Origin of the sequence: Salarchaeum sp. JOR-1, assembly GCF_007833275.1 — an archaeon.
Classification (GTDB): Archaea; Halobacteriota; Halobacteria; order Halobacteriales; family Halobacteriaceae; genus Salarchaeum.
The window spans coordinates 208,297-234,493 of the sequence record NZ_CP042241.1; the positions used below are offsets into that span (position 1 = coordinate 208,297).

The 26,197-nt window shown below is 68.0% G+C and carries 25 protein-coding genes; 15 read left to right on the forward strand and 10 right to left on the reverse strand.

The window, feature by feature from the left end; translation table 11 throughout:
* Positions 1 to 3: 3 nt before the first annotated feature.
* Together FQU85_RS13215 and FQU85_RS13220 are read left to right on the forward strand one after the other, a co-directional pair.
* Positions 4 to 147, forward strand: a complete 144-nt coding sequence (locus FQU85_RS13215; protein WP_168219919.1) for a hypothetical protein — start codon at positions 4 to 6, stop codon at positions 145 to 147.
* A gap of 144 nt (positions 148 to 291) precedes the next feature.
* Positions 292 to 438 carry a hypothetical protein gene (locus FQU85_RS13220; RefSeq protein ID WP_168219920.1) on the forward strand — a complete coding sequence of 49 codons (147 nt, stop codon included), beginning with the start codon at positions 292 to 294 and terminating at the stop codon, positions 436 to 438.
* On the opposite strand, the gene FQU85_RS01990 is transcribed toward FQU85_RS13220, so the two are convergent.
* Positions 435 to 2,921, reverse strand: a complete 2,487-nt coding sequence (locus tag FQU85_RS01990; protein ID WP_145843877.1) for a DNA topoisomerase I — start codon at positions 2,919 to 2,921, stop codon at positions 435 to 437. The genes FQU85_RS13220 and FQU85_RS01990 overlap by 4 nt on opposite strands.
* A gap of 78 nt (positions 2,922 to 2,999) precedes the next feature.
* Between FQU85_RS01990 and FQU85_RS01995 the strand changes: the two genes are divergently transcribed.
* A complete protein-coding gene (locus FQU85_RS01995) occupies positions 3,000 to 3,371 on the forward strand; it encodes a hypothetical protein (RefSeq protein ID WP_145843878.1) in 372 nt (123 codons plus the stop codon).
* 59 nt (positions 3,372 to 3,430) lie between these two features.
* Positions 3,431 to 4,039, forward strand: coding sequence for a nitroreductase family protein (locus tag FQU85_RS02000; RefSeq protein WP_145843879.1), 609 nt, complete (start codon positions 3,431 to 3,433; stop codon positions 4,037 to 4,039).
* Here the strand turns inward: FQU85_RS02000 and FQU85_RS02005 are convergent.
* On the reverse strand, positions 4,020 to 4,448 hold the full coding sequence (locus FQU85_RS02005; RefSeq protein ID WP_145843880.1) for a GNAT family N-acetyltransferase: 429 nt from the start codon (positions 4,446 to 4,448) through the stop codon (positions 4,020 to 4,022). The genes FQU85_RS02000 and FQU85_RS02005 overlap by 20 nt on opposite strands.
* A 6-nt stretch (positions 4,449 to 4,454) precedes the next feature.
* Positions 4,455 to 5,933 (reverse strand): Asp-tRNA(Asn)/Glu-tRNA(Gln) amidotransferase subunit GatB, encoded by a 1,479-nt coding sequence (gene gatB, locus FQU85_RS02010; protein ID WP_145843881.1) that lies wholly within the window; start codon positions 5,931 to 5,933, stop codon positions 4,455 to 4,457.
* Between the two features lie 110 nt (positions 5,934 to 6,043).
* Between gatB and FQU85_RS02015 the strand changes: the two genes are divergently transcribed.
* From FQU85_RS02015 to FQU85_RS02025, 3 genes are read left to right on the forward strand one after another with little or no spacing between them, the layout of a single operon-like run.
* Positions 6,044 to 6,343 (forward strand): hypothetical protein, encoded by a 300-nt coding sequence (locus FQU85_RS02015; protein WP_145843882.1) that lies wholly within the window; start codon positions 6,044 to 6,046, stop codon positions 6,341 to 6,343.
* 6 nt (positions 6,344 to 6,349) lie between these two features.
* A complete protein-coding gene (gene smc, locus FQU85_RS02020) occupies positions 6,350 to 9,928 on the forward strand; it encodes a chromosome segregation protein SMC (protein WP_145843883.1) in 3,579 nt (1,192 codons plus the stop codon).
* Positions 9,928 to 10,806: a ScpA family protein gene (locus FQU85_RS02025; RefSeq protein ID WP_145843884.1), complete on the forward strand. Its 879-nt coding sequence runs from the start codon at positions 9,928 to 9,930 to the stop codon at positions 10,804 to 10,806. Before smc ends, FQU85_RS02025 begins: the two co-directional genes overlap by 1 nt.
* On the opposite strand, the gene FQU85_RS02030 is transcribed toward FQU85_RS02025, so the two are convergent.
* Genes FQU85_RS02030 through FQU85_RS02040 form a run of 3 tightly spaced genes read right to left on the reverse strand, consistent with a single transcriptional unit; the run spans position 10,793 to position 13,260 of the window.
* Positions 10,793 to 11,509: a hypothetical protein gene (locus FQU85_RS02030; protein WP_145843885.1), complete on the reverse strand. Its 717-nt coding sequence runs from the start codon at positions 11,507 to 11,509 to the stop codon at positions 10,793 to 10,795. The two genes, FQU85_RS02025 and FQU85_RS02030, sit on opposite strands and share 14 nt — an antisense overlap.
* A gap of 57 nt (positions 11,510 to 11,566) precedes the next feature.
* Positions 11,567 to 12,421 (reverse strand): S-methyl-5'-thioadenosine phosphorylase, encoded by an 855-nt coding sequence (gene mtnP, locus FQU85_RS02035; RefSeq protein WP_145843886.1) that lies wholly within the window; start codon positions 12,419 to 12,421, stop codon positions 11,567 to 11,569.
* 44 nt (positions 12,422 to 12,465) lie between these two features.
* Positions 12,466 to 13,260 (reverse strand): hypothetical protein, encoded by a 795-nt coding sequence (locus FQU85_RS02040; RefSeq protein WP_145843887.1) that lies wholly within the window; start codon positions 13,258 to 13,260, stop codon positions 12,466 to 12,468.
* Between the two features lie 98 nt (positions 13,261 to 13,358).
* On the opposite strand from FQU85_RS02040, the gene FQU85_RS02045 reads away from it, so the two are divergent.
* Positions 13,359 to 13,748 carry a CopG family ribbon-helix-helix protein gene (locus FQU85_RS02045; RefSeq protein ID WP_145843888.1) on the forward strand — a complete coding sequence of 130 codons (390 nt, stop codon included), beginning with the start codon at positions 13,359 to 13,361 and terminating at the stop codon, positions 13,746 to 13,748.
* Here the strand turns inward: FQU85_RS02045 and FQU85_RS02050 are convergent.
* Both FQU85_RS02050 and FQU85_RS02055 read right to left on the reverse strand, forming a co-directional pair.
* Positions 13,745 to 14,446, reverse strand: coding sequence for a phosphoribosyltransferase (locus FQU85_RS02050; RefSeq protein ID WP_145843889.1), 702 nt, complete (start codon positions 14,444 to 14,446; stop codon positions 13,745 to 13,747). The two genes, FQU85_RS02045 and FQU85_RS02050, sit on opposite strands and share 4 nt — an antisense overlap.
* An 86-nt stretch (positions 14,447 to 14,532) precedes the next feature.
* Positions 14,533 to 14,916: a hypothetical protein gene (locus FQU85_RS02055; protein ID WP_145843890.1), complete on the reverse strand. Its 384-nt coding sequence runs from the start codon at positions 14,914 to 14,916 to the stop codon at positions 14,533 to 14,535.
* Positions 14,917 to 14,990: 74 nt separating this feature from the next.
* Here FQU85_RS02055 and FQU85_RS02065 point away from each other — a divergent pair, with 74 nt between their 5' ends.
* Together FQU85_RS02065 and FQU85_RS02070 are read left to right on the forward strand one after the other, a co-directional pair.
* The gene (locus FQU85_RS02065) at positions 14,991 to 16,382 is read left to right on the forward strand and encodes a DUF3887 domain-containing protein (protein ID WP_168219921.1); all 1,392 of its coding nucleotides are present in this window, start codon (positions 14,991 to 14,993) and stop codon (positions 16,380 to 16,382) included.
* Complete coding sequence (locus FQU85_RS02070) at positions 16,379 to 17,323, forward strand: PhzF family phenazine biosynthesis protein (RefSeq protein ID WP_145843892.1); 945 nt, start codon at positions 16,379 to 16,381, stop codon at positions 17,321 to 17,323. The genes FQU85_RS02065 and FQU85_RS02070 overlap by 4 nt, the downstream gene beginning before the upstream one ends.
* On the opposite strand, the gene FQU85_RS02075 is transcribed toward FQU85_RS02070, so the two are convergent.
* Positions 17,320 to 17,727 carry a hypothetical protein gene (locus FQU85_RS02075; protein WP_145843893.1) on the reverse strand — a complete coding sequence of 136 codons (408 nt, stop codon included), beginning with the start codon at positions 17,725 to 17,727 and terminating at the stop codon, positions 17,320 to 17,322. The genes FQU85_RS02070 and FQU85_RS02075 overlap by 4 nt on opposite strands.
* Positions 17,728 to 17,828: 101 nt before the next feature.
* Here FQU85_RS02075 and ppsA point away from each other — a divergent pair, with 101 nt between their 5' ends.
* From ppsA to FQU85_RS02095, 4 genes are read left to right on the forward strand one after another with little or no spacing between them, the layout of a single operon-like run.
* Positions 17,829 to 20,078 (forward strand): phosphoenolpyruvate synthase, encoded by a 2,250-nt coding sequence (ppsA, locus tag FQU85_RS02080; protein ID WP_145843894.1) that lies wholly within the window; start codon positions 17,829 to 17,831, stop codon positions 20,076 to 20,078.
* A gap of 40 nt (positions 20,079 to 20,118) precedes the next feature.
* Positions 20,119 to 21,201 (forward strand): tyrosine decarboxylase MfnA, encoded by a 1,083-nt coding sequence (gene mfnA, locus FQU85_RS02085; protein WP_145843895.1) that lies wholly within the window; start codon positions 20,119 to 20,121, stop codon positions 21,199 to 21,201.
* Entirely contained in the window at positions 21,195 to 21,761 is a 567-nt protein-coding gene (locus FQU85_RS02090) for a YqaA family protein (RefSeq protein WP_145843896.1), read from the forward strand. Before mfnA ends, FQU85_RS02090 begins: the two co-directional genes overlap by 7 nt.
* A 38-nt stretch (positions 21,762 to 21,799) precedes the next feature.
* On the forward strand, positions 21,800 to 22,474 hold the full coding sequence (locus FQU85_RS02095; RefSeq protein WP_145843897.1) for a LiaI-LiaF-like domain-containing protein: 675 nt from the start codon (positions 21,800 to 21,802) through the stop codon (positions 22,472 to 22,474).
* A 370-nt stretch (positions 22,475 to 22,844) separates the two neighbouring features.
* Here FQU85_RS02095 and FQU85_RS02100 read toward each other — a convergent pair whose 3' ends face one another.
* Positions 22,845 to 23,753 (reverse strand): DMT family transporter, encoded by a 909-nt coding sequence (locus FQU85_RS02100; protein WP_240792444.1) that lies wholly within the window; start codon positions 23,751 to 23,753, stop codon positions 22,845 to 22,847.
* A gap of 352 nt (positions 23,754 to 24,105) precedes the next feature.
* Here FQU85_RS02100 and metG point away from each other — a divergent pair, with 352 nt between their 5' ends.
* Positions 24,106 to 26,145 (forward strand): methionine--tRNA ligase, encoded by a 2,040-nt coding sequence (gene metG / locus FQU85_RS02105; RefSeq protein ID WP_145843899.1) that lies wholly within the window; start codon positions 24,106 to 24,108, stop codon positions 26,143 to 26,145.
* Positions 26,146 to 26,197 lie beyond the last annotated feature (52 nt).

Genomic DNA, 26,197 nt, shown 5'->3' on the forward strand with positions numbered 1-26,197 from the left:
GTAATGAGAGTAACGCAACGCCTCGTCGACCGTGTCGCCGCAGTCAGTTCGCAGAACACCCTCGAATGCCCCGTCTGCGGCGCACGCTATCAGCGCGAACCGCTGAACTGCGCGGCCTGCGGGAACACGCAGTTCGACGGGACGTAGGCGGGCGAACACCACCAGCGTCGGCGACGTCGCCCGCCGCGCTCGTGGCCGCGTCCTGTGGGCGTACGTAACCCACAATAGCACCCCATGCTAGTCCATAACAAGACTCTTTGTTCGGGCCGACGTGTCATCATTCGAGCCACGATGGTCCTCCGTGACGCGCTCAAACGACTGACCGGCCGGACGCGCGAGCACGAACAGCCCTACGAGTGCGGCGTGTGCGGCCTGACGTTCAAACGCCGGCGGGTCAACTGCCCCGCGTGCGGGAACACGAGCGTGAAGCGGCGCTAGTCCGCCTTCGCCTGCCACTCCCGGACGCGGTCGGCCGACACGCCGTCCACCTCGTCGGCGAGCGCTTCTGGTTCCACGTCCGCGAGGTCGCCGACGGACGACACGCCCGCCGCCTCCAGCTTCTCCGCGGTCTTCGCGCCCACGCCGTCGAGCGCCTCCAGCCCGCGGGACTGCTGGCGCTCCTGGTACTCCGCGAAGTTACAGATGGGACAGCCGAGGTCCCACGGCTCCTCGCCCTCGTCGTGCACGACGAGCTTCGGGAGGCCGTGCTCGTCGCACGCCTCGTCCGTGATCTCGATGTCGCCGTGCCGCGGCAGCGGGAGCGAGTACTCGCAGTCCGGATACCGCGAACACCCCACCAGCCGGTTCCCGTTCCGCAGCGTCTTGATGCGGAGTTCGCCGCCGTGTTCCGTACCGCACTCCGGACACGGCCCGAGAACGGGTTCCTCGGCGTCGTCGGCTTCCTCGGCGCGGCAGAGCGGGCAGCCGTGAACGAACGTGTTCCGGCCGGCGAGCATCTTCACCTCGTGCAGGCCGTGGTCGTCGCACTCGGCGTCGAGGACGACCGGTTCGCCCGTGTCCGGGAGCGGGAGCGTGAACTCGCAGTCCGGATAGCCGTCACAACCGACGAAGAACGAGCCCTGCCGGCTCTTCCGAACGAGGAGCGTCTCCCCGCAGTCGGGGCACGGCCCGAGCGTCTTGTCGGCTTTGAGGGACTCCCGGAGGTGTTCGCCGACCTCCTCTCTGGATTCCCCGAGCGAGTCGAAGATGCGGTCGAGGAGGTCGCGAGACTCCTGCGTGACCTCGTCGTAGGTCTTCTCGCCGGACGCGATAGCGGCCATGTCGGCTTCGAGTTCGGCCGTCATCTCCTCGGAGACGAGCATGTCCGCGTACTCCTCGGCCGCCTCGACGACCGCCATCGCCAACCGCGTGGGCTTCGGCGGGTCGTCCTCGATGTACCCCCTATCGTAGAGCTTCTCGATGGTGTTGTGGCGTGTGCTTTTCGTCCCGACCCCCAGAGACTCCATCGTCTCGATGAGTCGGGACTGACCGTACCGCCTGGGCGGCTGGGTCTGCTTCGCCTCGATGCGGGCGTCCGTCACCGCGAGCGTATCGCCCTCCTCGACGGCAGGCACGTGGTTCTCGTCCGTGCCGAAGTACGGGTAGACGGCGTGGTAGCCCTCCTCCAGGAGACGGCGGCCGTTCGCCTTCAGGCTCACGCTCTCACAGTCCGCGACGACGCGCAGGTGCTCCCAGCGCGCCGGGTCGGCGACCGTCGCGAAGAACCGCCGGACGACGAGTTCGTACACCTCCCACTCGTCCTCCGAGAGGTCGCCGCGTGCGGGCACGTCCTCGGTCGGATGGATAGGCGGGTGGTCCGTCGTCTCCTCGTCGCCCTCCGTCGGCGTGATGTCGTCCGCGTCCAGCAGCGCCTCGGCGTCGTCCCCGAAGTGGGGGTTCGCGGAGAGCGTGTCCAGCAGTTCCGCGGGGTCGAGGTCGTCCGGATAGACCGTGTTATCAGTACGGGGATACGTGATGTAGCCCGCGGTGTAGAGGTCTTCCGCGATGCTCATCGCGCGCCCCGCGGCGTACCCGAGACTGCTCGCCGCGCGGATGTACTGGGTCGTGTTGAACGGCGCCGGCGGGTCGTCCGTCCGCGTCCGCCGGTTCACCGACTCGACCACCGCGCTCGCCGCGTCCCGCAGCACGTCGAACGCGTCCTCCGCGTCGCTCTCGTTCCAGACGCGCTCGGCCTCGTTGCCGTCCTCGTCGAGGTAGAAGTACTGCGCCTCGAACGCCGTGTCGTCCTTCGCGAGGTCGGCGAACAGCTCCCAGTAGTCGTCCGGCTCGAACGCCTCTATCTCCCGTTCCTTGTCCACGATGAGCTTGAGCGTCGGCGTCTGCACCCTCCCAACCGAGATGAAGTCGCCGCCGGTCTGGCGGGCGGAGAGCGAGAGGAAGCGCGTGAGCGCCGCGCCCCAGACAAGGTCGATCGTCTGGCGGGCCTCGCCGGCGGCGGCGAGGTCGAAGTCGAGGTCGGCGGGGTCGGCGAACGCCGTCTTCACCTCGTTCTCCGTGATGGACGAAAAGCGAACGCGCTTGATCGGCGCGTCCTCGTTCACCTCGCGGACGAGTTCGTAGGCCTCCTTCCCGATGAGTTCGCCCTCGCGGTCGTAGTCCGTCGCGATAACCACGTCGTCCGCGCGCTCCGCGAGCCGCTGGAGGACAGTCACGATGTCCTCCTTCGTCGCGGTCTTCGTCACGTCCGCGTGCACGAGTTCGGCGGGTTCCACGTCCCGCCAGTCCGAGTACTCCTCGGGGAAGTCCACGCCGACGACGTGCCCCGAGAGGCCGACGCAGCGCTTTCCGCCCCACTTGTAGACGTTCACGCCGGCGTCGCGCTCCGTCGACGCGCCGCCGTCGCTCAGGATGTCGGCGATGCGGCGGGCCGCGTTGTTCTTCTCGGTGATGATGAGTTCCACTACTGTCGTCGGCTAGGCCGGAATCCCGCCTAAAGGTTTCGTCGCAAAACCTAACCGCGAGAGCGACGATTCACGCGTATGCACGTGTCTTCTCGGTGGTTCTCGCTCCTCGGCGGCTTCATCCTCGCGGGCGGCGTTCTCGGCCTGCTCTCGTCGACGGGGCTGGCGCGCGTCCAGTACGCCTTCCTCGCCGCCGGCGGCGTCCTCTTCATCGTCGGCGGCACCGAGAACCGCATCCGCGAACAGATCCCGTGGTACCAGCTCGTCGGACTGGGAGACATCGCGGTCGGCCTCGGCCTGGTGACGAGCGCGTTCGGCGACCCCTCGGGAACGGTGACGCTCACCCTCCAGACCACGCTCCTCGCCGCTGCCGGCGTCGCGCTCGCCGTCCTCGGCGCGGACTACTTCCTCGGCGGCGTGTACCTCGAAATCCCCGAGGAAGCGCCCTGAGTCGGTCGGCGCCGCCGCTGTCGAAGGCCGTATAGCCGCTCATCCCCTAGTGCCGGCCAATGCAGGAAGTGGAAGCCGAGCGGTCGCTCCGCGAGGCGGTCGCGGCGAACCGCACGCCGACGCGCGACGTGGATCCGCTGTTCGTGAACCGCTGGTCGGGGTACGCGATGACCGGTGAGCCAGTACCCGAGGAGGACTACCTGCCGGTGTTCGAGGCGGCGCGCTGGGCGCCGTCGTCGCGGAACACGCAGCCGTGGCGGTTCGCGTACGCCGACCGCCGCGACGACGAGTGGGAGACGTTCGTCTCGCTTCCGAACGACTGGAACCGCCAGTGGGCGGCAAACGCGGCCGCGCTCGTCGTGTTGTTCTCCGAGACGACCGACGAGAAGGGACGCGACCTCGCTTCGCACTCGTTCGACGCGGGCGCGGCGTGGGAGAACCTCGCGCTCGAAGCGACCCGCCGCGGCCTCGTCGCCCACCCGATGGGCGGCTTCGACCACGATGCCGCCGCGGAGAAACTGAACGCGCCCGACGACTACGACGCCGAGGTGATGATCGCAATCGGCGAACCCGCGCCGACCGAGACGCTCCCCGAGGACATCCAGGACGGCGACGAGCCGAACGGTCGGAAGCCCCTCGACGAAATCGTCACCCGCGGCGGATTCTAGGGTACTCGCGTCGATACATCCCCGTCGTCTCGGGCGCGGTGCGCTCGAACCCCCAGCGTTCGTAGAAGCCGTCCACGTCCGCGAGGAGGTTCACGGACGCCGTCTCAGACGCGTGTTCGTCCACGTACTCGACGACCGCGTCCATCAATCGCGAACCCAAGCCGCGACGCTGGTGGTCGGGGTGGACGGCCATGTCGCAGACGTGAAAGACAGTCGCACCATCGCCGACGATTCGCGCCATCCCCACCGTCTCCCCGCTGGGTTCGTGCATCATCGTAACGCCGTACAGGCTGTTCGGCAGGCCGTCGCGGGCGTCCGCGACGGTTCTCGGAGCCATCCCGGCGGCCTCGCGGAGTTCGCAGAAGCGCTCCGGCGTCGGAAGTTCCTCGCACAATACGTACTCGCTCATGGAACCCTACAGGTGTTCGCGCAGCAGTTCGTTCACCTGGCCGGGGTCGGCGCTCCCGCCCGTCTTCTGCATCACCTGCCCGACGAGGAAGTTGAGCGCGCCCTCGTCGCCGTCCTCGTAGTCCTCGACCGCGTCCGGGTTCTCCTCGATAGCCGCCTCGACGGCGGCCTCGACCTCGCTCCCCGAGGTCTTCCCGAGGTCGTGCTCCTCGACAACCGCGTCCGGCGACTTCTCCTCGTCCAGCATCTCGCGCAGCACGACCTCGCGGGCGTTCTTCTCCGTGATCTCGTCCTCGGCGACGAGTTCGACGAGGCGCGTGAACTCGTCGAACCGGCCCTCGATTTCCGTGATGGCCATGCCGCGGTAGTTGAGTTCGCCGAGGAGGTTGTCCGCGACCCAGGTCGCGGCGAGCGCGGGGTCGTACTCGGTCGCCACGTCCTCGAAGAAGTCCGCGACCTGCTTCGTGGACGTGAGCTTCGACGCCGCCTCCTCGGAGAGGCCGTACTCGTCCCGGAAGCGCTCGCGGCGCGCGTCCGGCAGTTCGGGGATGTCGAGTGTCTCCTTCCAGTCCGAGACCTCGAGGGGCGGGATGTCGGCCTCCCGGAAGTACCGGTAGTCTTTTTCTTCTTCCTTCGAGCGCATTGACACTGTCGACCCCGAGGACTCGTTCCACGCGCGAGTCTCCTGTTCGACCGCGCGGCCGCGCTTCAGGAGGTTGCGCTGGCGGGCGATTTCGTAGGACAGCGCGGACTCCGCGCCCCGGTGGCTGGAGATGTTCTTCACTTCGGTGCGGTTCGCGGCCGCGAGCGCCTCCTCGCTCGGCCGGCCCTCGTCGTCGAACTCGGCGGACTCCATCATCGAGATGTTCGCGTCCACGCGGAGGCTGCCGTCCCAGCCGGAGTCGTAGATGCCGAGGTACTCCAGGACTTCTTCGAGTTTCGCGAGGAACGCCCGCGCTTCCCCGGGTTCGCGGAAGTCGGGCTTCGTGACGATCTCCATCAGGGGCGTGCCGGCGCGGTTGTAGTCCACTTTGGTGTAGTCCGCGGTTTCGATGCTGCCGCCGACGTGCTGGAGGCTGCCCGGGTCTTCTTCGAGGTGGGCGCGTTCGAGTTCGATGGTGCGCCGGCTGTCCTCGTGGCTGATTTCGAGTTCGCCGCCGTCGCAGATAGGGGCGTCGTACTGCGTTATCTGGAAGCCCTTCGGGAGGTCGGGGTAGAAGTAGTTCTTCCGGTGGAACCGGGTGCGTTCGGGGATGTCCGAGTGGAGGGCTTTCCCGAGGCGGACGGCGGATTCGACGGCCGCCTCGTTGAGGACGGGGAGCGCGCCCGGGAGGCCGAGACAGACGGGACACGTGTGGGTGTTCGGCTCCGCGTCCGCGGTGTCCGTCGAACACGAACAGAAGATCTTGGTGTCCGTTTCGAGTTGGACGTGGACTTCCAGCCCGATGACCGACTGGAGATCCGTTTCGGCGGCCTGCGTACTCATTACGGTGTGATTCTGCGCCGCGCGGCTTAGAACTGACGAACGCTGACGTGGCTAGGTATTGATACGTGTCTGACGCCGGTTTTATACAGCCACATGCGGTTCATCGGGGTATGAGTGACGAACGCGTCGAAGAACTCGAAGGCCGCGTGAAGGAACTGGAAGCGACCGTTCGAGGGCTGACGGAGGAACTCGTGGACACGACCGAGCGCGTGCGGGAACTCGAAGAGGAACTCGGCCTGAACGAACCCGCGGAGCGCGCTCGGAACGAACGGCGGGACGCTGAGGCCGCGGCAGCCGAGGAAGCCGACGCGGCGGACGCAGCGGCCGCGGCGGACGCGGCGGACGCAGCGGACGACGAGGGCGAGGGGGACGAAGAGTCCGGCTTGGGCGACGACATCATCGTCGCGTAGGCCACGATGTACATCGACGAAATCGTCCTCGAGAACTTCAAGAGCTTCGGGCGAACCACCAGAATCCCGTTCTACGAGGACTTCACTACCATCAGCGGCCCGAACGGCAGCGGGAAATCGAACATCATCGACGCCGTGCTGTTCGCGCTCGGTCTCGCCCGGACGCGCGGGATGCGCGCGGAGAAACTCACCGACCTCATCTACAACCCGAGCCACGACGGCGACGCGGACGCGGGCGGGCCGCGCGAGGCGAGCGTCGAGGTCGTGCTGAACAACGAGGAGCGCACGCTCTCCCGGTCGCAGGTCGTGAACGCCGCCGGCAGCGACGACGTGGGCGACGTGGACACCGTCTCAGTCCGGCGGCGCGTGAAGCGCACTGAAGACAACTACTACTCCTATTACTACCTGAACGGCCGGTCGGTGAACCTCTCCGACATCCAGGACTTGCTCGCGCAGGCGGGCGTCACCCCAGAGGGGTACAACGTCGTGATGCAGGGCGACGTGACCGGCATCATCAACATGACCGCGGGCGAGCGCCGCGAAATCATCGACGAGATCGCGGGCGTCGCGGAGTTCGACGCGAAGAAGGCGGACGCGTACGAGGAGCTCGACGTCGTCGAGGAGCGAATCGACGAGGCCGACCTCCGTATCGAGGAGAAGGAGAACCGCCTCGAACAGCTCTCTGCGGAGCGCGAGACGGCGCTCGAATACCAAGAGCTCCGCGAGGAGAAGTCCGAGTACGAGGGCTACGTGCAGGCCGCCGAGTTGGCGGAGAAGCGCGAGTCGCTCGCGGAGTACGAGGGCGAGGTCGAAACGTGGACGGAGCGCCTCGATACGCTCCAGGGCGAACTCGACACGCGCCGCGGGCGAGTGGAGCGCCTCGAAGACGAACTGGACGAGCTGAACGCGGAAATCGAGCGGAAAGGCGAGGACGAGCAGCTCGAACTCAAACGCGAGATCGAGGAGGTGAAGGGCGAAATCGGCCGTCTGGAAGACCAGATCGAGGCCGCAGAGGAGCGCGTCGAGGAAGCGGAGTCGACGCGCCGACAGGCGTTCGTCGAAATCGACCGGAAGCAGGAGCAGATAGACGACCTCGAAGAAGAAATTCGCGACATCAAGGTCGAGAAGGCGTCGCTGAAGACGGACGTGCAGGCGAAGCAGGAGGAGCTCGCGTCCATCGAGGACGAAATCGCGTCCATAGACACGGAGTTCGACGAACTCAAGGCCGAACTCGATTCGAAGAAATCGGAGTTGGAGGACGCGAAGGCGGCGCGAAACGACCTCCAGCGGGAGAAAGACCGCCTGCTGGACGAGGCGCGCCGGCGGTCGAGCGAGGTCTCCGAGGTGGAGGCGGAGTTGGACGAGGCGCGCGAGTCGCTGCCGGAGTTCGACGCGAAGCTCGACGACCTCCGGTCGGAGCTGGAGAAGGCGAAGAAGAACGCCGCGCAGATCGAGGACGTGGTCGCCGACCTCAAACAGGAGAAATCGGAACTCCAGGACGACCTCGCGGACGTGGAGGACGACCTCTCCGGCGCGCAGGAGGAGTACGCGCGCCTCGAGGCGCAGGCGGACGAGTCCGGGGACTCCTCGTACGGCCGCGCGGTGTCCACGATTCTGAACGCCGACCGGGAGGGCGTGCACGGGACGGTCGCCCAGCTGGGCGGCGTGCCCGGCGAGTACGCGACCGCCGCGGAGACCGCCGCGGGCGGCCGGCTCGCGAACGTCGTGGTGGACGACGACAGCGTCGGCCAGCAGTGCATCGAGTTCCTGAAGTCGCGAAACGCGGGCCGCGCGACCTTCCTCCCAATCACGAAGATGCAGAACCGCTCACTCCCCCGAAAACCGAGCGACCCTGGCGTGGTGGACTTCGCGTACAACCTCGTGAAGTTCGACCAGCAGTACGCGCCCGTCTTCTCGTACGTCCTCGGGAGCACGCTCGTCGTGGAGGACATGGAGACCGCCCGCGAGTTCATGGGCGACTATCGGATGGTCACGCTGGACGGCGACCTCGTGGAGAAGTCGGGCGCGATGACCGGCGGCAGTCGGTCCGGCAGCCGGTACTCCTTCTCCAAGACGGGGACGGGCCAACTGGAGCGCGTCGCCACCCGCATCAACAAACTGGAGGACGAACGCCGGAGCATCCGGGAGGACGTGCGCGACGTGGAGGAGCGCCTCGACGCGGCGCGCGACCGGCAGTCCGACGCGAAAGACCAGGTGCGCGCCATCGAGTCCGACATCGAGCGCGTCGAGGGCGAGCGCGAGGAGACCGAGGAGCGCATCGACAGCCTTGAAGACCGCCTCGCGGAAATCGAGGGCGAGCGCGAGGAGGTCGACGAGCGGATGCAGGAACTCGAAGGCGAGCTGGACGAGACGAACGATGAAATCGCCGCGATCCAGGCGGACATCGACGAGCTCGAAGCCGAGCTCGCGGACTCCCGCATCCCCGAACTCACCGCTGAGAAGGAGGACATCGAGGACGAAATCGACGGGCTGGAGGACGAAATCGACGACCTCGACGGCGAACTGAACAGCCTCCAGTTGGAGAAGCAGTACGCGGAGGAGGCAATCGAAGACCGGCACGACGACATCGAGGCCGCGCAGAACAAGAAGGCCGAGCAGGAAGAGCGCATCCGCGAGTTAGAGGAGAAGATAGACGACCAGCGCGACCTCCTCGGAGAGAAGGAGGCCGCGGTCGAGGACTTAGAGGGCGAACTCGCCGACCTCAAGTCCGAGCGCGAGGGCCTGCAGGCGGAGTTGAAGGAAGCGCAGTCCGACCGCGACGAGTACCAGTCGAAGGTCGACAACGCGAAGAGCGAACTGGAGCGCGCGGAGAGCGCGGTCGCGCGGCTGGAACGCGAAATCGAGGAGCTCGAAGCCGCGGTCGGCGAGTTCGACCCCGATGACGTGCCCGACCTGGACGAGGTCGAGGCGCGCATCAGCGAACTGGACGCCGAGATGGAGGCGCTGGAGCCGGTGAACATGCTCGCCATCGAGGAGTACGACGAGGTCGAGGCCGACCTCGACGACCTCCGAGAGAAGCGCGAGACGCTCGTCGCGGAGGCCGACGGCATCCGCGAGCGCATCGAGTCCTACGAGTCCCAGAAGCGAGAGGCGTTCATGGACGCGTTCGAGGAGATAGACGAGCAGTTCCAGCGCATCTTCAGCCGGCTCTCCGACGGCTCGGGCGAGCTCGTTCTCGAAGACGAGGACGACCCGTTCGAGGGCGGGTTGACGATGAAAGCGCAGCCCGGCGACAAGCCCGTGCAGCGCCTCGACGCGATGAGCGGCGGGGAGAAGTCGCTGACGGCGCTCGCGTTCATCTTCGCCATCCAGCGGTACAACCCCGCGCCGTTCTACGCGCTGGACGAGGTGGACGCGTTCCTCGACGCCGTGAACGCCGACCGGGTCGGGGAGATGGTGGACGAACTCGCGGGCGACGCGCAGTTCATCGTCGTCAGCCACCGCTCCGCGATGCTCGAACGCTCCGAGCGCGCCATCGGCGTGACGATGCAGGAGAACAACGTCTCCGCCGTCACGGGCATCGACCTCACCGGCCAGCGCGCGGAAGCGAGCGGTGACGACTGATGAGTGAGAACCCGGAGGACGCGCTCGCCATCGCCGGCCACGAGGATCGAGAGCCGCCCGCGGGCGCAAAATCGGACGCGACCGACCGCTTCGACGGCGGCGACGCCCCCGCGGGAGAAGGCGACGAGGAGGAAGTCGAACCGGTCGAACTGCTCGTGCAGTTGGCGAGAGAGGGCGAGATAGAGCCGTGGGACATCGACATCGTGGACGTGACGGACGCGTTCCTCGACCGGCTGGACGAGGCCGACCTCCGCACGTCCGGCCGGGCGTTGTTCTACGCGAGCGTCCTCTTGCGCATGAAGTCGGACGCGCTCCTGGATCCGGACGAACCCGACGATCCCGAGGAGCCGGAACCCGCGCCGTGGGACGCGCCCGAGGGCGGCGACGGCCCGCCCGGGTTCGACCCCGTGGACGCGCTGGAGGCAGAGATGGATCGCCGGCTCGAACGCAAGGACGCCCGCGGAACGCCGGAGACGCTGGACGAGCTCGTCCGCTCGCTCCGGGAGGCCGAACGCGGGTCGTGGTGGAAGGAATCCCGAACGTACGACACGGACTCCTCCCCGCAGGGGTTCCAGCGGGGCACGCAGACGCTCGACTACCACACGGGCGACGACATGCGGCTGGACGACGAGCCCACACAGGCGGACGCGCTCGGCACCGCTCACGAGGAGGACATCGAGGCGACTATCGAGGACGTGGAGGGCGCGCTCGGCGAGCGGTTCGACCGCGGGCGGAACGAAGTGCTCTACGAGGAGGTCGCGAACGCGGGCGGCACGCGGGTGGAGACGTTCCTCGCGCTTCTCTTCCTCGCGCACCGCGGGAGCGTCTACCTGGAACAGGACGAGCTGTTCGACGACCTCTGGGTCAGTCGAGCGTGAGCCACGCGGACTCCAGGCCGGAGTCGTGGAGTCGCCACTTCTGCCGGACGCCGCCGCTCGGACGGGATTCGGCGTCTATCGTCGCGTCGAACAGGGGTTCGTAGACTGCGAGGTGGCGCTCGGGGATGCCCGCGGCGACGTGCGCGTGCAGTATGCCGTTCCGGTCGCGGACGCGCGCCGCGAGCAGTTGGAGGAACCGGAACAGCTCCGCCTCCGTGGCTTCGTCGCCGCCGACGGCGTCGAGGAGCGCGTCGAGCGTGTGCAGGCAGACGCGGAGTTCGCCCGGACCGGGTTCGCGGGGGAACAGGCGGTCGATGTGGTCGTCCACGGCGGCGAGCACGTCGGGGAACGCGGTGCGGTCGTCCACGGTGGTGCGCCACGCGTCCGTGGTCGTGGGTTCGGGAAGTGGGGCAGTCGACCCGGTCGTGGCGACCGCGGAGCGCGTGTACTCGCCGCCGGACGCGTCGACGACGCCGAACTGGTCGCTTGAGAGGTCGCGGCCGTCGCGGACGGTGAGCGCGCGGTCGGCGTCGCTCGTGGAGACGACGACGCTCCGGCGGTCGAGCGACGGGTCGCCGAGCAGGCGGTCACAGACGCCGTTCGTCCCGCGCGTGTCACCGCGGACGAGAACCGCACAGCCCGCTCGCTTGAGGTCGGCGAGGCGGGCGGCGAACGATTCCGCGCGGGTCGCGTCTGGTTCCATGTCTGGTCTAGTGGACGAGCGCCACCTATTTAGTTTTTCTGCGAAGATCGGTGAAGTTTAGAGGTAGTCGCCGACGAAGAGTTCCACGCGCTCCCGGGTCTCCGGGGGAATGGCGTCCGTCGGCGTGTTCACCGTGCCCTCGAGGCTGTGCCCGCAGTCGCACTCGCGCGAGTCGGGCAGCGTCTCGATAGCGTGCTCGATGGTTCGCTTGATAGCCGTCTCGTTCGCCGCGGCGTTCTCTAAGACTTCTTCGAGCGTGACCTCGCTGTCGTCCTTCCACACGTCGTAGTCCGTGACGCCGGCGACAGTCGCGTAACACATCTCGGCCTCACGCGCGAGCTTCGCCTCCGGAATCGCCGTCATCCCGACGAGATCCCAGCCCTGCGCGCGGTAGAACTCGGATTCGGCCTTCGTGGAGTACTGCGGGCCCTCGATGCAGACGTACGTCCCGCCCTTCTCCGCGTCGGCGTCCGTCGCCTCGGTCGCGGCGTCGTGGAGGTGGTCGACCATGTGCGGACAGTACGGCTCCGCGAACGGCTGGTGGACGACGATGCCGTCCCCGAAGAAGGAAGCGTCGCGGTGTTTCGTGCGGTCGAAGATCTGGTCGGGAACGACGAGCGTCTGCGGCGGCAAGTCCTCGCGGAGGCTGCCGACGGCGTTCGACGCGAGCACGCGCTCGACGCCGAGTTCCTTGAGCGCGTAGATGTTCGCGCGGTAGGGGAGGTTCGTCGGTTCGCGCTGGTGATCGGGGCCGTGCCGCGGCAGGAACGCGACCTCGGTTCCCGTATCACCGAACTCGCCGACCGTGACGGGCGCGCTCGGTTCGCCGTACGGCGTCGACACCTCGTGTTCCGTGACGTTCGACAGCGGGAGCGCCTCGTAGATACCGCTCCCGCCGATGAAGCCGATCATACTGAGTTCTCGCGCCGGCGCGGACTTAAGCCGTCCGTCATCGCTTAGAGGACGCCGAGCACGAACCCGCCGCCCATCGCGACGAGCACCACCGCGGAGAGCACGGGCAGGTAGGGCGCGTACGCCTCGACGCGCTCCTCGTAGCGCTCGTAGCCCGCGACGAGCAGCAGCGTCAGCGCCACGATGCCGACGATGACCGTGAGCGCGTACGCCGCCATCAGTTCGAGGCAGTGCACAGAGCCCGCGCACAGCGCGATTATCTCGAACTCCTCCTCGTGCGCGAACCCGAGCAGGAACGCGAACCACGCGATACCCCACAGTCCGCGGTCCGCTCCCCCTCCGATGTCGTGCCCGGGCGAGTGGCCGCCCCCGACGAACACGCTCCGGACGCGCGACCACACCCGCGACAGCGGCGACGGCGCCTCGTCGCCGGTGTGCGCGTGGTCGTGGTCGCCGTGGGAATGCTCGTGACTATCGTCGCCGTGGTCGTGGCTGTGGCCGTGGCCGGCGTACTCGCGGACGCCGAGGAGAATGAGGAGGAGTCCCGCGACGACGCTGACCGGGCCGCCGATGGGGAACCCGAGGACGGTGAGCGGTTCGTTCGCCTGGGTGAGGGAGAAGTAGGATTTCGCGTAGAAGAACACGGCGACCATGGCGATGCTGGAGACGAGGTGGCCGACGCCGAGGAGGACGCCGGCGGCGAGGCCGTGCAGCCACTTGTTCGAGCGGTCGAGCGCGTAGGACGCGGCGACGGGCCAGCCGTGCCCGGGTTCGATGCCGTGAACCGCGCCGAGCGCGACCGCGCCGACGAGCAGGCCGAGCGCGTCACCGTGGAGCATACGCGAGTCGAGCGAACTCGCGGCCCTAAGGGTTGTTAATACCCATTGCGGGGTGTCGTCATACGGAGGTTCTTGTGGCGGGCGACCCCAGTCGGGGTATGCGGACGAGTTTCAACATCCCGGACGAGGTGGTCGCGGAGTTCGACCGCGTCTGGCAGGACGAGGGGTTGGCGAACCGCTCGCGGGCGGTCAGGGAGGCGATGCAGGAGTACGTCGAGGCGCACGACCGACTGGAGGCGATGTCGGGCGAGGTGGTGGCGCTCGTCGGGTTCGATTACCGCCACCACGAGGTCATCGAGGAACTCCACGGCGTCCAGCACGAGTACCAGGACGTGATACTGAACACGAGCCACACCCATCAGGGCGAGTGGTGTCTCGAATCCCTGTTCTGCCGGGGTGACGTGGCGCGCGTCCGCGAACTCACCTATCGGCTCCGGGACTTCGACGGCGTGCGCCGCGTGAAACACATGCTGATTCGCGCCGACTAGGCGTCCGCGCGCCGCATCCACTCGTCGTCGCTCGTCTTCACGAGCGCGTCCCGCCGCACCATCTCCTCGAGGACTTCGTCGAGTCGGTCGGGTTGGGCGATCTCCATCTCGATGCGTTCGATGTCGTGGTACTCGGAGAGGTAGTGACGGATGTCCGCGCGGGAGAACGTCGAGGTGTCGGCGCGCTCCATCACGCCCTCGATGATGTCGATCATGTCCTCGATGAAGTTCCAGGGGTAGACGATCCACGCCCAGTCTTCGAGGCGTTCGCCGACGAAGTCGGGGTCGTACTCGCTCGTCCCGAGGAGCTGGAGGGTCGCGGTGCGGACCTCGTTGGCGTTGCGCTCGTCCACGTACTCGTGGGCGCGCTCGATGGAGCCGCCGGTGTCCGCGATGTCGTCGATGATGAGGACGTCCTTGTTCTCAACCGAGCCCTCCGGCATCGGATACCGGACCTCGGGCTCCCCGGATTTCTGGGCGGTGCCGACGTAGTGTTCCATCTTCAGGCTCGTCAGGTCGTTCAGCCCGAGGAAGTCACAGAGACAGCGGCCGGCGAACCAGCCGCCCCGGGCGAGCGCGACGACCACGTCCGGTTCGAACTCGTCGCGCTTGACCTGGTCGCTGACGTCCCGGCAGAGACCGTAGATGTACTCCCAGTTCGTGATAGTGCACTTGAAGTCGTCCGGGAGGTCGCTCATTCCGCTCGACTCTCGGTGTCGTCGCCACTTAACGGTTTACAGGCGCGGTCAGGCGCAGTCGAACGTGGCGGGCGCGTCGGACGCGGTCAGGCCCGTTCCTGTTCGAGGTGGGCGGCCGCGGTGTTCATGAATCCGACGAGACGCGGCGTCACGTCGGTGTCGAGGCTGACACCGTAGCCGGCGTTCTCGCTGACGGGGAACTGGACGAGGACGGCGTTCGAGAACACGCGGACGGTACCGGCGAAGTCCCCGAAGAGGACGAGGTCGCTCGCTGCGTGTTCGCCGCGGGCGATTTCGACGAGGTCGGGGAGGTCGGCGCGGACGTTACTGCGCCAGGCGTCGTCCCCCTTGAGGTCGGCGCGGAGGTAGTAAACCTCGAACTCGCGTCCGTGGTAGGAGAGGACGCCGCGGAGCGCGCTTCCGATGTCTTCGCGGAGCCACCGAAGGAACCGCTCGTCGTTCGGACCCATGCGGATAACGTTCACAGTTGTTCATGATTAATCTATGGGGGGTGTTGATGTCGCTGCCTGCCGACCGTTCGCGTATGCGACGACCGACGCGACGGGACGTGCTGTACGCGGGCGCGGCGGGACTGCTCGGGCTCGCCGGCTGCCAGGGCGACGGCGAAACCACCACGGCCACCACAGCCACCACGACCACGACGGCGAGTCCGACGACGGCCGCTACGACGACGGACCCGGACGCGCAGCGGGAGGCGGCGGTGCGGTTCGTCACGCTGCTCGCGGACGGCGCGTTCGAGGACGCGCACGGGATGCTGTCGGCGTCGGTGCGCGAGCAACTGTCCGTGGCGGGCCTGCGGTCGGCGTGGGAGCAGACCACCGCGGTGGACGGCGCGTTCGTCGGCGTGGCGGGCGTGGAGCGCACGACGAGCCAGGGGTACGACGTGCTGGTGGTGCGCGCGCAGTTCGAGGCGGGCGTCGTCGCGGTGCAGGTAACGTTCGACGCGGCCGACATCGTCGGCCTCTACTTCGTGCCGGTTGCGGGCGAGTACACGCCTCCGGAGTACGCGGACGAGTCGGCGTTCGCGGAGCGCGAGGTCGCGCTCGACAGCCCCGCGTGCTCGCTCGGCGCGACCATCACGGTGCCGAACGGGGGCGCGGACGCCGGCGTCGTACTCGTCCACGGCTCCGGCCCGCACGACCGCGACGAGACCATCGGCCCGAACAAGCCGTTCAAGGACCTCGCGTGGGGGCTGGCGTCCCGCAGCGTCGCCGTGCTGCGCTACGAGAAGCGGACGTACGCGTGCGGCGTCGCGGCGGACGATCTCGACTTCGAGGCGCTCGTCGTCGCGGACGCGCTGACGGCGCTCTCGCGGCTCCGCGCGGAAACCGACGTGTCGCGGACGGCCGTAGTCGGGCACAGCCTCGGCGCGTACGCCGCGCCCCGAATCGCCGCCCGGGACGGGGACGCGGACGCGTTCCTGCTCGCCGCGCCGTCCCGGCCGCTCTACGAACTCATCCCCGACCAGGTCGCGTACCTCGCGGAACTCGACGGCACCGTCACGGACGCCGAACGCGAGCAACTGACCGCGACCCGCGAGACCGCGAACCGCCTCGAAGCCGGCGACTACGCGGGCGGCGGGTTCTCGTGGAGCGCCGATTTCTGGCGCGCGGTCGCGGACTACGCACCCGTCGAAACCGCGAGCGGCCTCGACGCCGACGTGTACGCGCTCCAGGGCGGCCGGGACTACCAGGTGAGCGCGACCGCGGACTTCCCCGCGTGGCGGGACGCCCTCCCCGAGGAACGCGCCCGGCTCTACGACGACCTGAACCACCTGTTCATGGCGGGCGAGGGGCCGCCGAACCCCGGCGAGTACTTCGCCGAGAGTCACGTCGCGGCGTCCGTGGTCGCCGACCTCGCGGGCTGGCTCGGAGGGAAAGACGGAACACGCGAGCGCCTGAAATCCGACGTATGAGTGAGAGCGTGCGGGCGTTCCTCGTGGACGCGTTCACGGACGAGCCCTGCGCGGGGAACCCCGCGGGGGTCGTGCCGGACGCGGACGGACTGAGCGACGACCAGATGCTGGCGGTCGCGTCCGAGTTGGGGGCGAGCGAGACGGCGTTCGTCCGGGAGAGCGAGACGGCCGACCGCCGCGTCCGGTACTTCTCCCCGACGACGGAGGTGGACTTGTGCGGGCACGCGACGATTGCGAGTCACACCCGCCTCTTCGAGAGCGACCGCATCGGGGCGGGGACGCACACGCTGGAGACGAACGTCGGCACGCTCGACATCGAACTCGCGGAGTCGGGGACGGTGTGGATGACGCAGAACCCGCCGGAGATCCGCCAGCGGGACATCGACTCCGCGCGCGCTGCGGACGCGCTGGGCGTCCCCGCGTCGGCGCTCGTGGACGACCTGCCGTTCGCGGTCGCCTCCACGGGCCTGCCGTTCCTCGTCGTCGGCGTGGAGTTCCTCTCCGACCTCGGGGACGCCGAGCCGAACTTCGACGCGCTCGAAGCGCTCTGCGAGGACGTGGGCGCGGAGGGCGTGTACGCGTTCACGTTCGACACGCTGCACGGCGGCGCGGACGTGCACGGCCGCGCGTTCTGCCCCCCGCTCGGCATCGACGAAGACCCCGTGACGGGCACGGCGAGCGGCGCGACCGCCGCCTACCTCGACCACGTCGGCGCGTTCCACGGCGGCGGCGAGAGTCCCGCCGCGACGGACGTGTCGCTGGAGGGCGATGGGTTCCCGGACGAACTCGTGCTCGAACAGGGCCACTTCCTCGACCGGCCCGGCACCGTTCGCGCGACCGTTGACGGCGCGACGGTTCGCGTGGGCGGCACCGCGACAACCGCGCTCGACGGCACGCTCCGCGTTCCCGACGACGAGGGCGACGAGATCCTCGAGGCCTAGAACTCGTCGTCCTCGGCCTTGAGGTCGCGGAGTTCGCGGTTCACCGACTGGAGGTCGTGTTGCATGTCGCTGAGTCGGTCGTCGAGCACGGCGACGATGTCGCTCTTCACGTGTTCCGTGTCGAACGTTTCAGCGACCTCCTCCTCGGTCGCGGCGGTGAGCGTTTTGAACAGCGCCCACGCCGTCCCCAGTCGGTACACGACGAGACCGACGAGTGCGACGGCGAGTCCGGGCGCGCCCGCGACGAGCGCCGACGAGTACGATTCGGTCGATTCGTAGACCGCAGCCCCCTCCTGAAAGCCGTAGTAGCCGCCGGCCGCGACGAGCGCGAACGCGACGACGGCGAACAGCGACGTGAGCGCGACGTACGTTCCGGCCCAGGCGAAGGCCCGTTTTGCGTCCATGGCCGGGCGGAGACGACCGAGCGGCTAAAGTCCTGGATCCGGCGCGACGCGCGCCACGCAGTCCGGAACCTTCTTTAGCGTATTCTCGGACTAGCCACGTGATGGCTGTACGCTGGCTGGCGGACGTACGGGCCGACGACATCGAGAGTGTCGGCGGCAAGGGCGCGTCGCTCGGCGAACTCACGGACGCCGGGCTCCCGGTTCCGCCGGGGTTCGTGGTGACGGCGGACACGTACCGCGCGTTCATCGAGGAGACGGGTATCGAGGACGAACTGTTCGAGGCGGTGGACGTCGACCCCGAGGACTCGGCGGCGCTCGCGGAGGCGGAGTCCCGCGCGAAGGAACTCGTGCTCGACACCGAACTCCCCGCCGACATCCGCGAGGAGGTGCTGGCGGCGTACGGCGACCTCGATTCGGGAGAGGCGTTCGTCGCGGTGCGGTCGTCCGCCACCGCGGAGGACTTGCCGGACGCGAGTTTCGCGGGCCAGCAGGAGACGTTCCTGAACGTCACTCGCGAGGACCTCGTCGATAGGGTGAAGCGGTGCTGGGCGTCGCTGTTCACGCAGCGCGCTATCTACTACCGCCAAGAGCAGGGGTTCGAGCACTCGAAGGTGAACATCGCGGTCGTCGTCCAGCGGATGGTGGACGCCGAGAAGTCCGGCGTGATGTTCACCAGTCATCCCTCTACGGGCGCGGAGAAAGTCATCATCGAGGCCGCGTGGGGGCTCGGTGAGGCCGTCGTCTCCGGGTCGGTGAGTCCGGACAACTACGTCGTCGACCGCGCGAGCGGCGAGGTCGCGGACGTGACCGTCGCGGACAAGAAGGTGATGCACGAGAAGGACGCGGAGACGGGCGAAACCGTCGAACGAGAGGTTCCGGAGGAGAAGCGCACCGAGCGCGTGCTGTCGGACGCCGAGATTCAGGAGCTCGTGACCCTCGGCGAGCGCGTCGAGGAGCACTACGACAGCCCGCAGGACGTGGAGTGGGCGATGGCGGACGGCGAGACGTACATGCTCCAGTCCCGCCCCATCACGACCATCGACGAGGACGCCAAGCCCGACGAGTCGGCGTCCGGGGACGGCGAGAGCATCGTCTCGGGGCTGGGCGCGAGTCCGGGCATCGCGTCGGGCGCGGTGCGTGTGGTCGGAAAGCTCGACCAGCTCGACAAGGTCGGGGAGGGCGACGTCATCGTGACGGAGATGACGACGCCGGACATGGTTCCGGCGATGAAGCGCGCCGCGGGTATCGTGACGAACGAGGGCGGGATGACGAGTCACGCCGCCATCGTCAGCCGCGAACTCGGCTGTCCCGCGGTCGTCGGCACCGGGAACGGCACCGAGGTGCTGGCGGACGACCAGATCGTGACCATCGACGGCGACAAGGGCACGGTGCGCGAGGGCCGCACGGAGACGGAGAAGGAGACGGAACCCATCGAGGAGGCGCGGCCGAAGACGCCAGTGAAGCCGATGACGGCGACGGAGGTGAAGGTGAACGTCTCCATCCCCGAAGCCGCCGAGCGCGCGGCCGCGACGGGCGCGGACGGCGTCGGCCTCCTGCGGATGGAGCACATGATTCTCTCCACGAACAAGACGCCGGACAAGTACATCGCCGACCACGGCGTCCGCGCGTACGTCGACGAAATCGTCGAGGGCGTCCGCGGCGTCGCCGAGGAGTTCTATCCGCGGCCCGTCAGGGTGCGAACGCTGGACGCGCCGACGGACGAGTTCCGGCAGTTGGAGGGCGGGCAGGACGAGCCGCACGAGCACAATCCGATGCTCGGCTATCGGGGAATCCGGCGGAGCCTGGACGAACCGGACGTGTTCGAGCACGAGCTCGAGGCGTTCAAGCGGCTGTACGAGCAGGGGTACGACAACGTCGAAATCATGTTCCCGCTCGTGAACGACGCGAGCGACGTGTACGGCGCGAAGCGCCTGATGGAGAAGGTCGGTATCGACACCGGGAAGCGCAAGTGGGGCGTGATGGTGGAGACGCCGGCGTCCGCGCTCACCATCGACGACATGGCGGACACCGGCATCGACTTCGCGTCATTCGGCACGAACGACCTCACCCAGTACACGCTCGCCGTTGACAGGAACAACGAGAACGTCGCGGACCGCTTCGACGAACTCCACCCCGCTGTCCTGAAGCTCATCGGGCAGACCATCGAGGCCTGCCGAGAGCACGACATCGACACGAGCATCTGCGGGCAGGCCGGGTCGAAGCCGGAGATGGTGAACTTCCTCGTCGAGGAGGGCGTGTCGAGCATCTCCGCGAACATCGACGCGGTTCGGGACGTCCAGCACGAAGTGAAGCGCACGGAGCAACGCCTCATCCTCGATTCGGTGCGCTGAGAACGACACCGCTAAACCACATCCCCTACTTCTCGAACGTATGGACGCCGCGCCGCAGGACTTCACTCGCGTCCTCTCCTCGATGTGCACGGTTCCGCATCCGGACGCGCGCGACGCGGCAGCGGCATTTCTCGCGGACAACCCCGGCGACCCCGCGACCTATCCCGCGGTCTCGGAACTGGAGAGCGGGGTCGTGGAGATGCTGGGCGAGGTAACGAACCTCGCGGAGCCACACGGCTACGTCGCGTCCGGGGGGACGGAGGCGAACATTCAGGCCGTCCGCGCCGCCCGCGACCTCGCCGACACCGACAGCCCGAACGTCGTCGCGCCGGAGAGCGCGCACTTCAGCTTCCCGAAGGCGGCGGATCTGCTCAACGTCGAACTCCGCCTCGTGCCGGTTGGCGACGACCGGCGCGCGAACCTCGACGCCGTGCGGGCCGCGGTCGATTCGGACACCGTGATGGTCGTCGGCGTCGCGGGGACGACGGAGTTCGGACGCGTCGACCCGATTCCGGCGCTCGGCGATCTGGCGGCGGACGGAGGGGCGCTGTTTCACGTGGACGCCGCCTGGGGCGGGTTCTGCCTTCCATTCACCGAGTACGACTGGGACTTCTCGGACGCGCCGGTCGACACGATGACCATCGACCCGCACAAGATGGGGCGCGCGCCGATTCCCGCCGGCGGGTTCCTCGCCCGCGACCCGGCGGTGCTGGACGCGCTCGCGGTTGACACGCCGTACCTCGAAACGACGGGGCAGGCGACCCTGACGGGGACGCGGAGCGGCGCGGGCGTCGCGGGCGCGCACGCCGCCATCAGCGCGCTCTGGCCCGACGGCTACCGGGAGACCTACGAGCGCGGGATGGAGAACGCGCGCTGGCTGGCGAGCGAACTCCGCACGCGAGGGTACGACGCGATATCCCCGACGCTCCCGCTCGTGGCGTTCGACCTCCCGCCGAGCGAGTTCGACGCGCTCCGCGAACGCGAGTGGCGCATCTCCCGCACCGCCTCGGGCGAAACCCGCGTCGTCTGCATGCCCCACGTCACCCGGGAGATGCTCACCGACTTCCTTACCGACCTCGACGACGCTCGCGCCGGAACCACGGTGAATGCCCGAGAATGCTAGAGTCGGCGTTCTTCGGGTTCGATTTCGGGTGGTTCCAGCACGCGGTCGAGGCGGCGACGGGCTGGGGCGGCGTCTTCATCATCCTCGTGTACTCCTTTCTCATCGCGTTCGTCCTCCCGCTCCCCAGCGAGGTCGTGCTCGTCCCGGTCTGCACGGGCGCGGCGGTCTGCACGGGCACCCTTCAGCTCGGCCTTCCACAACCGATCGAACTCGCCATCGTCGTCGTCGCGTCCGGCCTCGGAAAGGCCGTCGGGAGCATCATCGCGCTGAAGGTCGGGCACGGAGCGAGCCACTCCGGCCCGGTTATCAACACCCTCCGACGCATGGGGTACGACCCGATGGAGTGGTCGAAACAGCGCGTCGTCACACTCGTCAAGAAATGGGGGTACGCCGGCCTCGCGGTCGGCCTCACCGTCCCCGGGTTCCCGGACACGCTCTCCATCTACGCGTTCAGCGTCATCGAGAAGGACGAACTCAAGTTCGCGCTCGCCACCTTCGCGGGGAGCGTCGGCCGCCTCCTCGTCACCATCGCCTTCCTCATGGGCATCGCCGCCGTCTAGACTGAACGTTTATCATATCGGGCGTGAAACCGCTGCGCATGGCACGCTCGTCACGCCGCTGGGGGTCGGCCGGCTTCTTCGTCCTCCTTGGCATCGCCCTCCTGCTGTTCACCACCGACGCGGTCGAATCCATCGACCCATGGACGTGGTTTCCCGGTCTGTTCGTCCTGCTCGGCGCGTGGTCGCTCGTCGCGTCCCGCGGCCGCAACCTCACCGGGCCCGTCCTCGTCATCGCCGTCGCGGGCGCGTTCCTCCTCCGAAACCTGAACTACCTCCCGGACGACTTCATCGGCACGTGGTGGCCCGCCGTCTTCGTCCTGCTCGGCCTCCTCATCCTCCTGAACCGCGGCCGCAGACGCCGCGGCCACACCGCGAGCGCGAACGGCGAATTCACGTCCGTCTCCATCTTCGGCGGGGACTCCCAGCACGTCGGCGGCACCGACTTCCGGGGCGGCGACGTGGTCGCCATCTTCGGGGGGCCCACCATCGACCTCCGCGACGCAACCGCCGTCGACAAGCCCGCCGTCCTCGAAATCGTCTCCGTCTTCGGCGGCGCGGAAATCCGCGTCCCCGAAGACTGGACGGTCAAAGCGGAGAGCGTCAACATCTTCGGCGGACTCGAAGACACCCGCCGCAACCCCGGCACCGCCGACGAACCCGACCTCGTCGTCACCGGAGTCAGCGTCTTCGGTGGCGTCGAACTCACCGACTAAGTCGACTACCCCCCACTCGCTCCGCTCGCGGGAATCACATCGGACAACCGCGTCCGACTAACCCCCACTCGCTTCGCTCGCGGGAATCACATCGGACAACCGCGTCCGACTAACCCCCACTCGCTTCGCTCGCGGGAATCACATCGGACAACCGCGTCCGACTAACCCCCACTCGCTTCGCTCGCGGGAATCACATCGGACAACCGCGTCCGACTAACCCCCACTCGCTTCGCTCGCGGGAATCACATCGGACAACCGCGTCCGACTAACCCCCACTCGCTTCGCTCGCGGGAATCACATCGGACAACCGCGTCCGACTAACCCCCGCTCGCTTCGCTCGCGGGGATGGCGTCGAACTCACCGACTGACGTTACGTGGCGGAGCGGACGGAGTCGAAGAGCACCCGCCGTTCGATGAGGGCGAACCCAGTGAAGATGACGAGGAACCCGACCAGGCTCACGGTCGCCAAGCGGGTGTCGAACAACACCAGTCCGAGCGGTGCTGCGACAATCGGTTGCAGGTAGAAGGTGAGACTCGTTCGCGCCGGGCCGATCCGGTCGATGAGTTCGAAGTGGACGGCGTACAGGATGGCTGTCGCGAGAAGGCTCTCGACGAGGACGCCGGCGACGGCGGTGGGCGTCCACGCAATCGCCGTCAGTGGGTGGCCGAAGACGCTCGCGATACCGTGGTTCACGACCGCCGCGAGGACGACGCCCCACGCGGTGAGTGAGAGCCGTGGAATCGCCGGTTCGACTCGCTGGGTTAGTACGGTTCCGAACGCGAATATCGCGACGCTCCCGAGCATCAGTCCGAACCCGAGGACGCGGTCTGCGTGCAGGGCGGTCGTCGATGGTCGCGCGACGATTCCGACGCCGACGAAACCGAGGAGGATGCCGAGCGCGTCGACGCGGTCGAGCGACGCCGTCGGCAGCAGGAGGATGGCGAACCCCGTCGTCAGAACCGGCATGAAACTGTAGGCGATCGCGCCGAGCGCGCTGGTGACGTGCTGCTGGCCGGCGAAGAGAACGGCGTTCATCACGCCGAGCGTGAACACGCCGACGACCAGTACGCCAAGCAGATCGCGGCGGGTGCGCGGGCGCCAATAGTCTAACCGCCAGCCGGCGGCGGCGACTAACGCCACGCCCGCGATGTCGAGACGCAGTGCCGCGAACAGCAGCGGCGGAACGTCCGGCATGCCCAGTTTCGCGCCGACGAAGACGAGCGCGCCACAGACGCTGTACGTGCCGAACAAGAGCAGGTTCTGGTGCTCGGATCTCACCGGTCGCGGCTTCCGCCCGCTGTCCCATATATCATGTGGCGGCGACCGGCGGTTCCGTGGCGCGTGCGGCCTCATCGGGTTTTCGCCGTCCGAATCGCCGAGGCGAGTCCGACTGGAACTTTGCTGCGGGCGGCGCGTCGAACTGTGGGGGTGGCCGGGCGGGCGTCGCTGGTGCGGTCTATGCGCGCGGTAGCGACGCCGCCGGGCGAACCGGACGCCGATTCGGCCCTCAGACGGCCGCGGCGTCCGCGAAACTCACGGCTCCGTTCTCGCGTCGACGCGAAACCGTCCCTTCGAGAGAGACGATTCGGAATCCGCGGGCTTTAGGCCCACACGGCGAGGTGTATCACGCATGAGTCACGAGGACTTCCCGACGGAGAACCCCGCGGTGGTGACGTGCGGGCTTCCCTATCCGACCGGAGACCTGCACGTCGGCCACCTGCGGACGTACGTGAGCGGGGACGCGTTCAGCCGCGGCCTCCGGAAACTCGGCCAGGAGACGGCGTTCGTCTCCGGGACGGACATGCACGGCACGCCCATCGCCGTGCAGGCCATCGAGGAGGGCGTCAGCCCGCTCGAACTCGGCCTGGAGCGCCACGAGCAGTACGCGGAGACGTTCCCGGACTTCAACATCGAGTTCGACAACTACGGCCACACCGACCAGGAGACGAACGTCGAACTCACGAAGGAGTTCGTGCGGGCGTGGGAGGAGAACGACCACGTCTACGAGAAGGAGATCCAGGTCGCGTACGACCCCGACGCCGACCAGTGGCTTCCCGACCGGTACGTCGAGGGGACGTGTCCGTACTGCGGCGAGCACGCCCGGGGCGACGAGTGCGACGACGGCTGTCAGCGCCACCTCGAACCCGGCGAGATCGAGGAACCCACGAGCGCCATCACGGGCAACGACGCGGAGTACCGCGAACGCGCGCACAAGTTCCTCCGCCTCTCCGACTTCCAGGAGTACCTGGAGGGGTTCATCAACCGCATGGAGGGGACGAGCAACGCGAAGAACCAGCCCCGCGAGTGGATCGAGGGCGGCCTGGAGGACTTCTGCATCACGCGCGACCTCGACTGGGGCATCGACTACCCGGGCGAGGGCGGCGACGACCTCGTGCTGTACGTCTGGGTGGACGCGCCCATCGAGTACGTCGCGTCCACGAAGCAGTACGCGGAGCGCGTCGGCACGGACGAGTTCGACTGGGCGGAGCCGTGGCGGGACGGCGACGGCGAAATCGTCCACGTCATCGGCCGCGACATCATCCAGCACCACACCGTCTTCTGGCCGTCGATGCTCAGGGGCGCGGGCTACAACGAACCGCGTGCGGTCTGCGCGACCGGGTTCGTGAACCTCAACGGCAAGGCGTTGAGCACGTCGAAGAACCGCGCCATCTGGGCGCGCGAGTACCTCGACGAGGGCTTCCACCCCGACCTCTTCCGGTACTATATCGCGACGGCGAGCGGGTTCGAGCGCGACGTGAACTTCTCCTGGGAGCGCTTCCAGGAGACCGTCAACTCCGAGCTGGCGGACGTGGTCGGGAACTTCGCGTACCGCGCGCTGTTGTTCGCGGAGCGGAACTTCGACGGCACGCCCGACGTTCCGCTGTCGGACGACGCGGAGACCGAGATCGCGTCCGCGATGGACGACTACGAGGACGCGCTCAACGACTACGACCTCCGGAGGGCGGGCGAGGTCGCGGTGAGCCTCGCGCGGTACGGGAACGAGTACATCCAGTCCGCGGAACCCTGGAAGCTCGACGACGACGAGGCCGCGCCCGTCATCCGGGACTGCGTCCAGCTCACGAAGGCCGTCGCGGTGCTCCTCCAGCCGTTCACGCCCGAGAAGGCGGACGACCTCTGGAGCCAGCTCGGCGAGGACGGCTCCGTCGCGGACGCCACCATCGCGGACTGCCTACAGGAACCCCCGGCGGCGTTCGGGGAACCCGAGGCGCTGTTCGAGAAGATCGAGGACGAGCGCGTCGAGGAGCTGAACGAGAAGCTCGACGCCAGTATCGAAGAAGCGAGTAGCGACGAGGACGAGGACGAGGACGTGGACTTCGAAGACCTCACCGAGGAACGCATCAGCTTCGACGACTTCCAGGAACTCGACCTGCGGGTCGGCCGCATCGAGAGCGCGGAGGGCGTCGAGGGCGCGGACAAGCTCGTGAAGCTCACCGTGGACATCGGCGTCGAGACCCGCCAGATCGTCGCGGGCCTCAAGCAACTCCACGACACCGACGACCTCGAAGGACGGACGGTCGTGGTCGTCGCGAACCTCGAACAGGCCGAGCTGTTCGGCGTGGAGTCGAACGGGATGGTGCTCGCCGCGGGCGAGCAGGCCGACCTCCTCACGACCCACGGCGACGCCGAACCCGGCACGAAAATCAAGTAACCCGACCCGGAGGTTTCTCCGCCGACCCGGCGGCCACGGAGTGGGGTTCGAG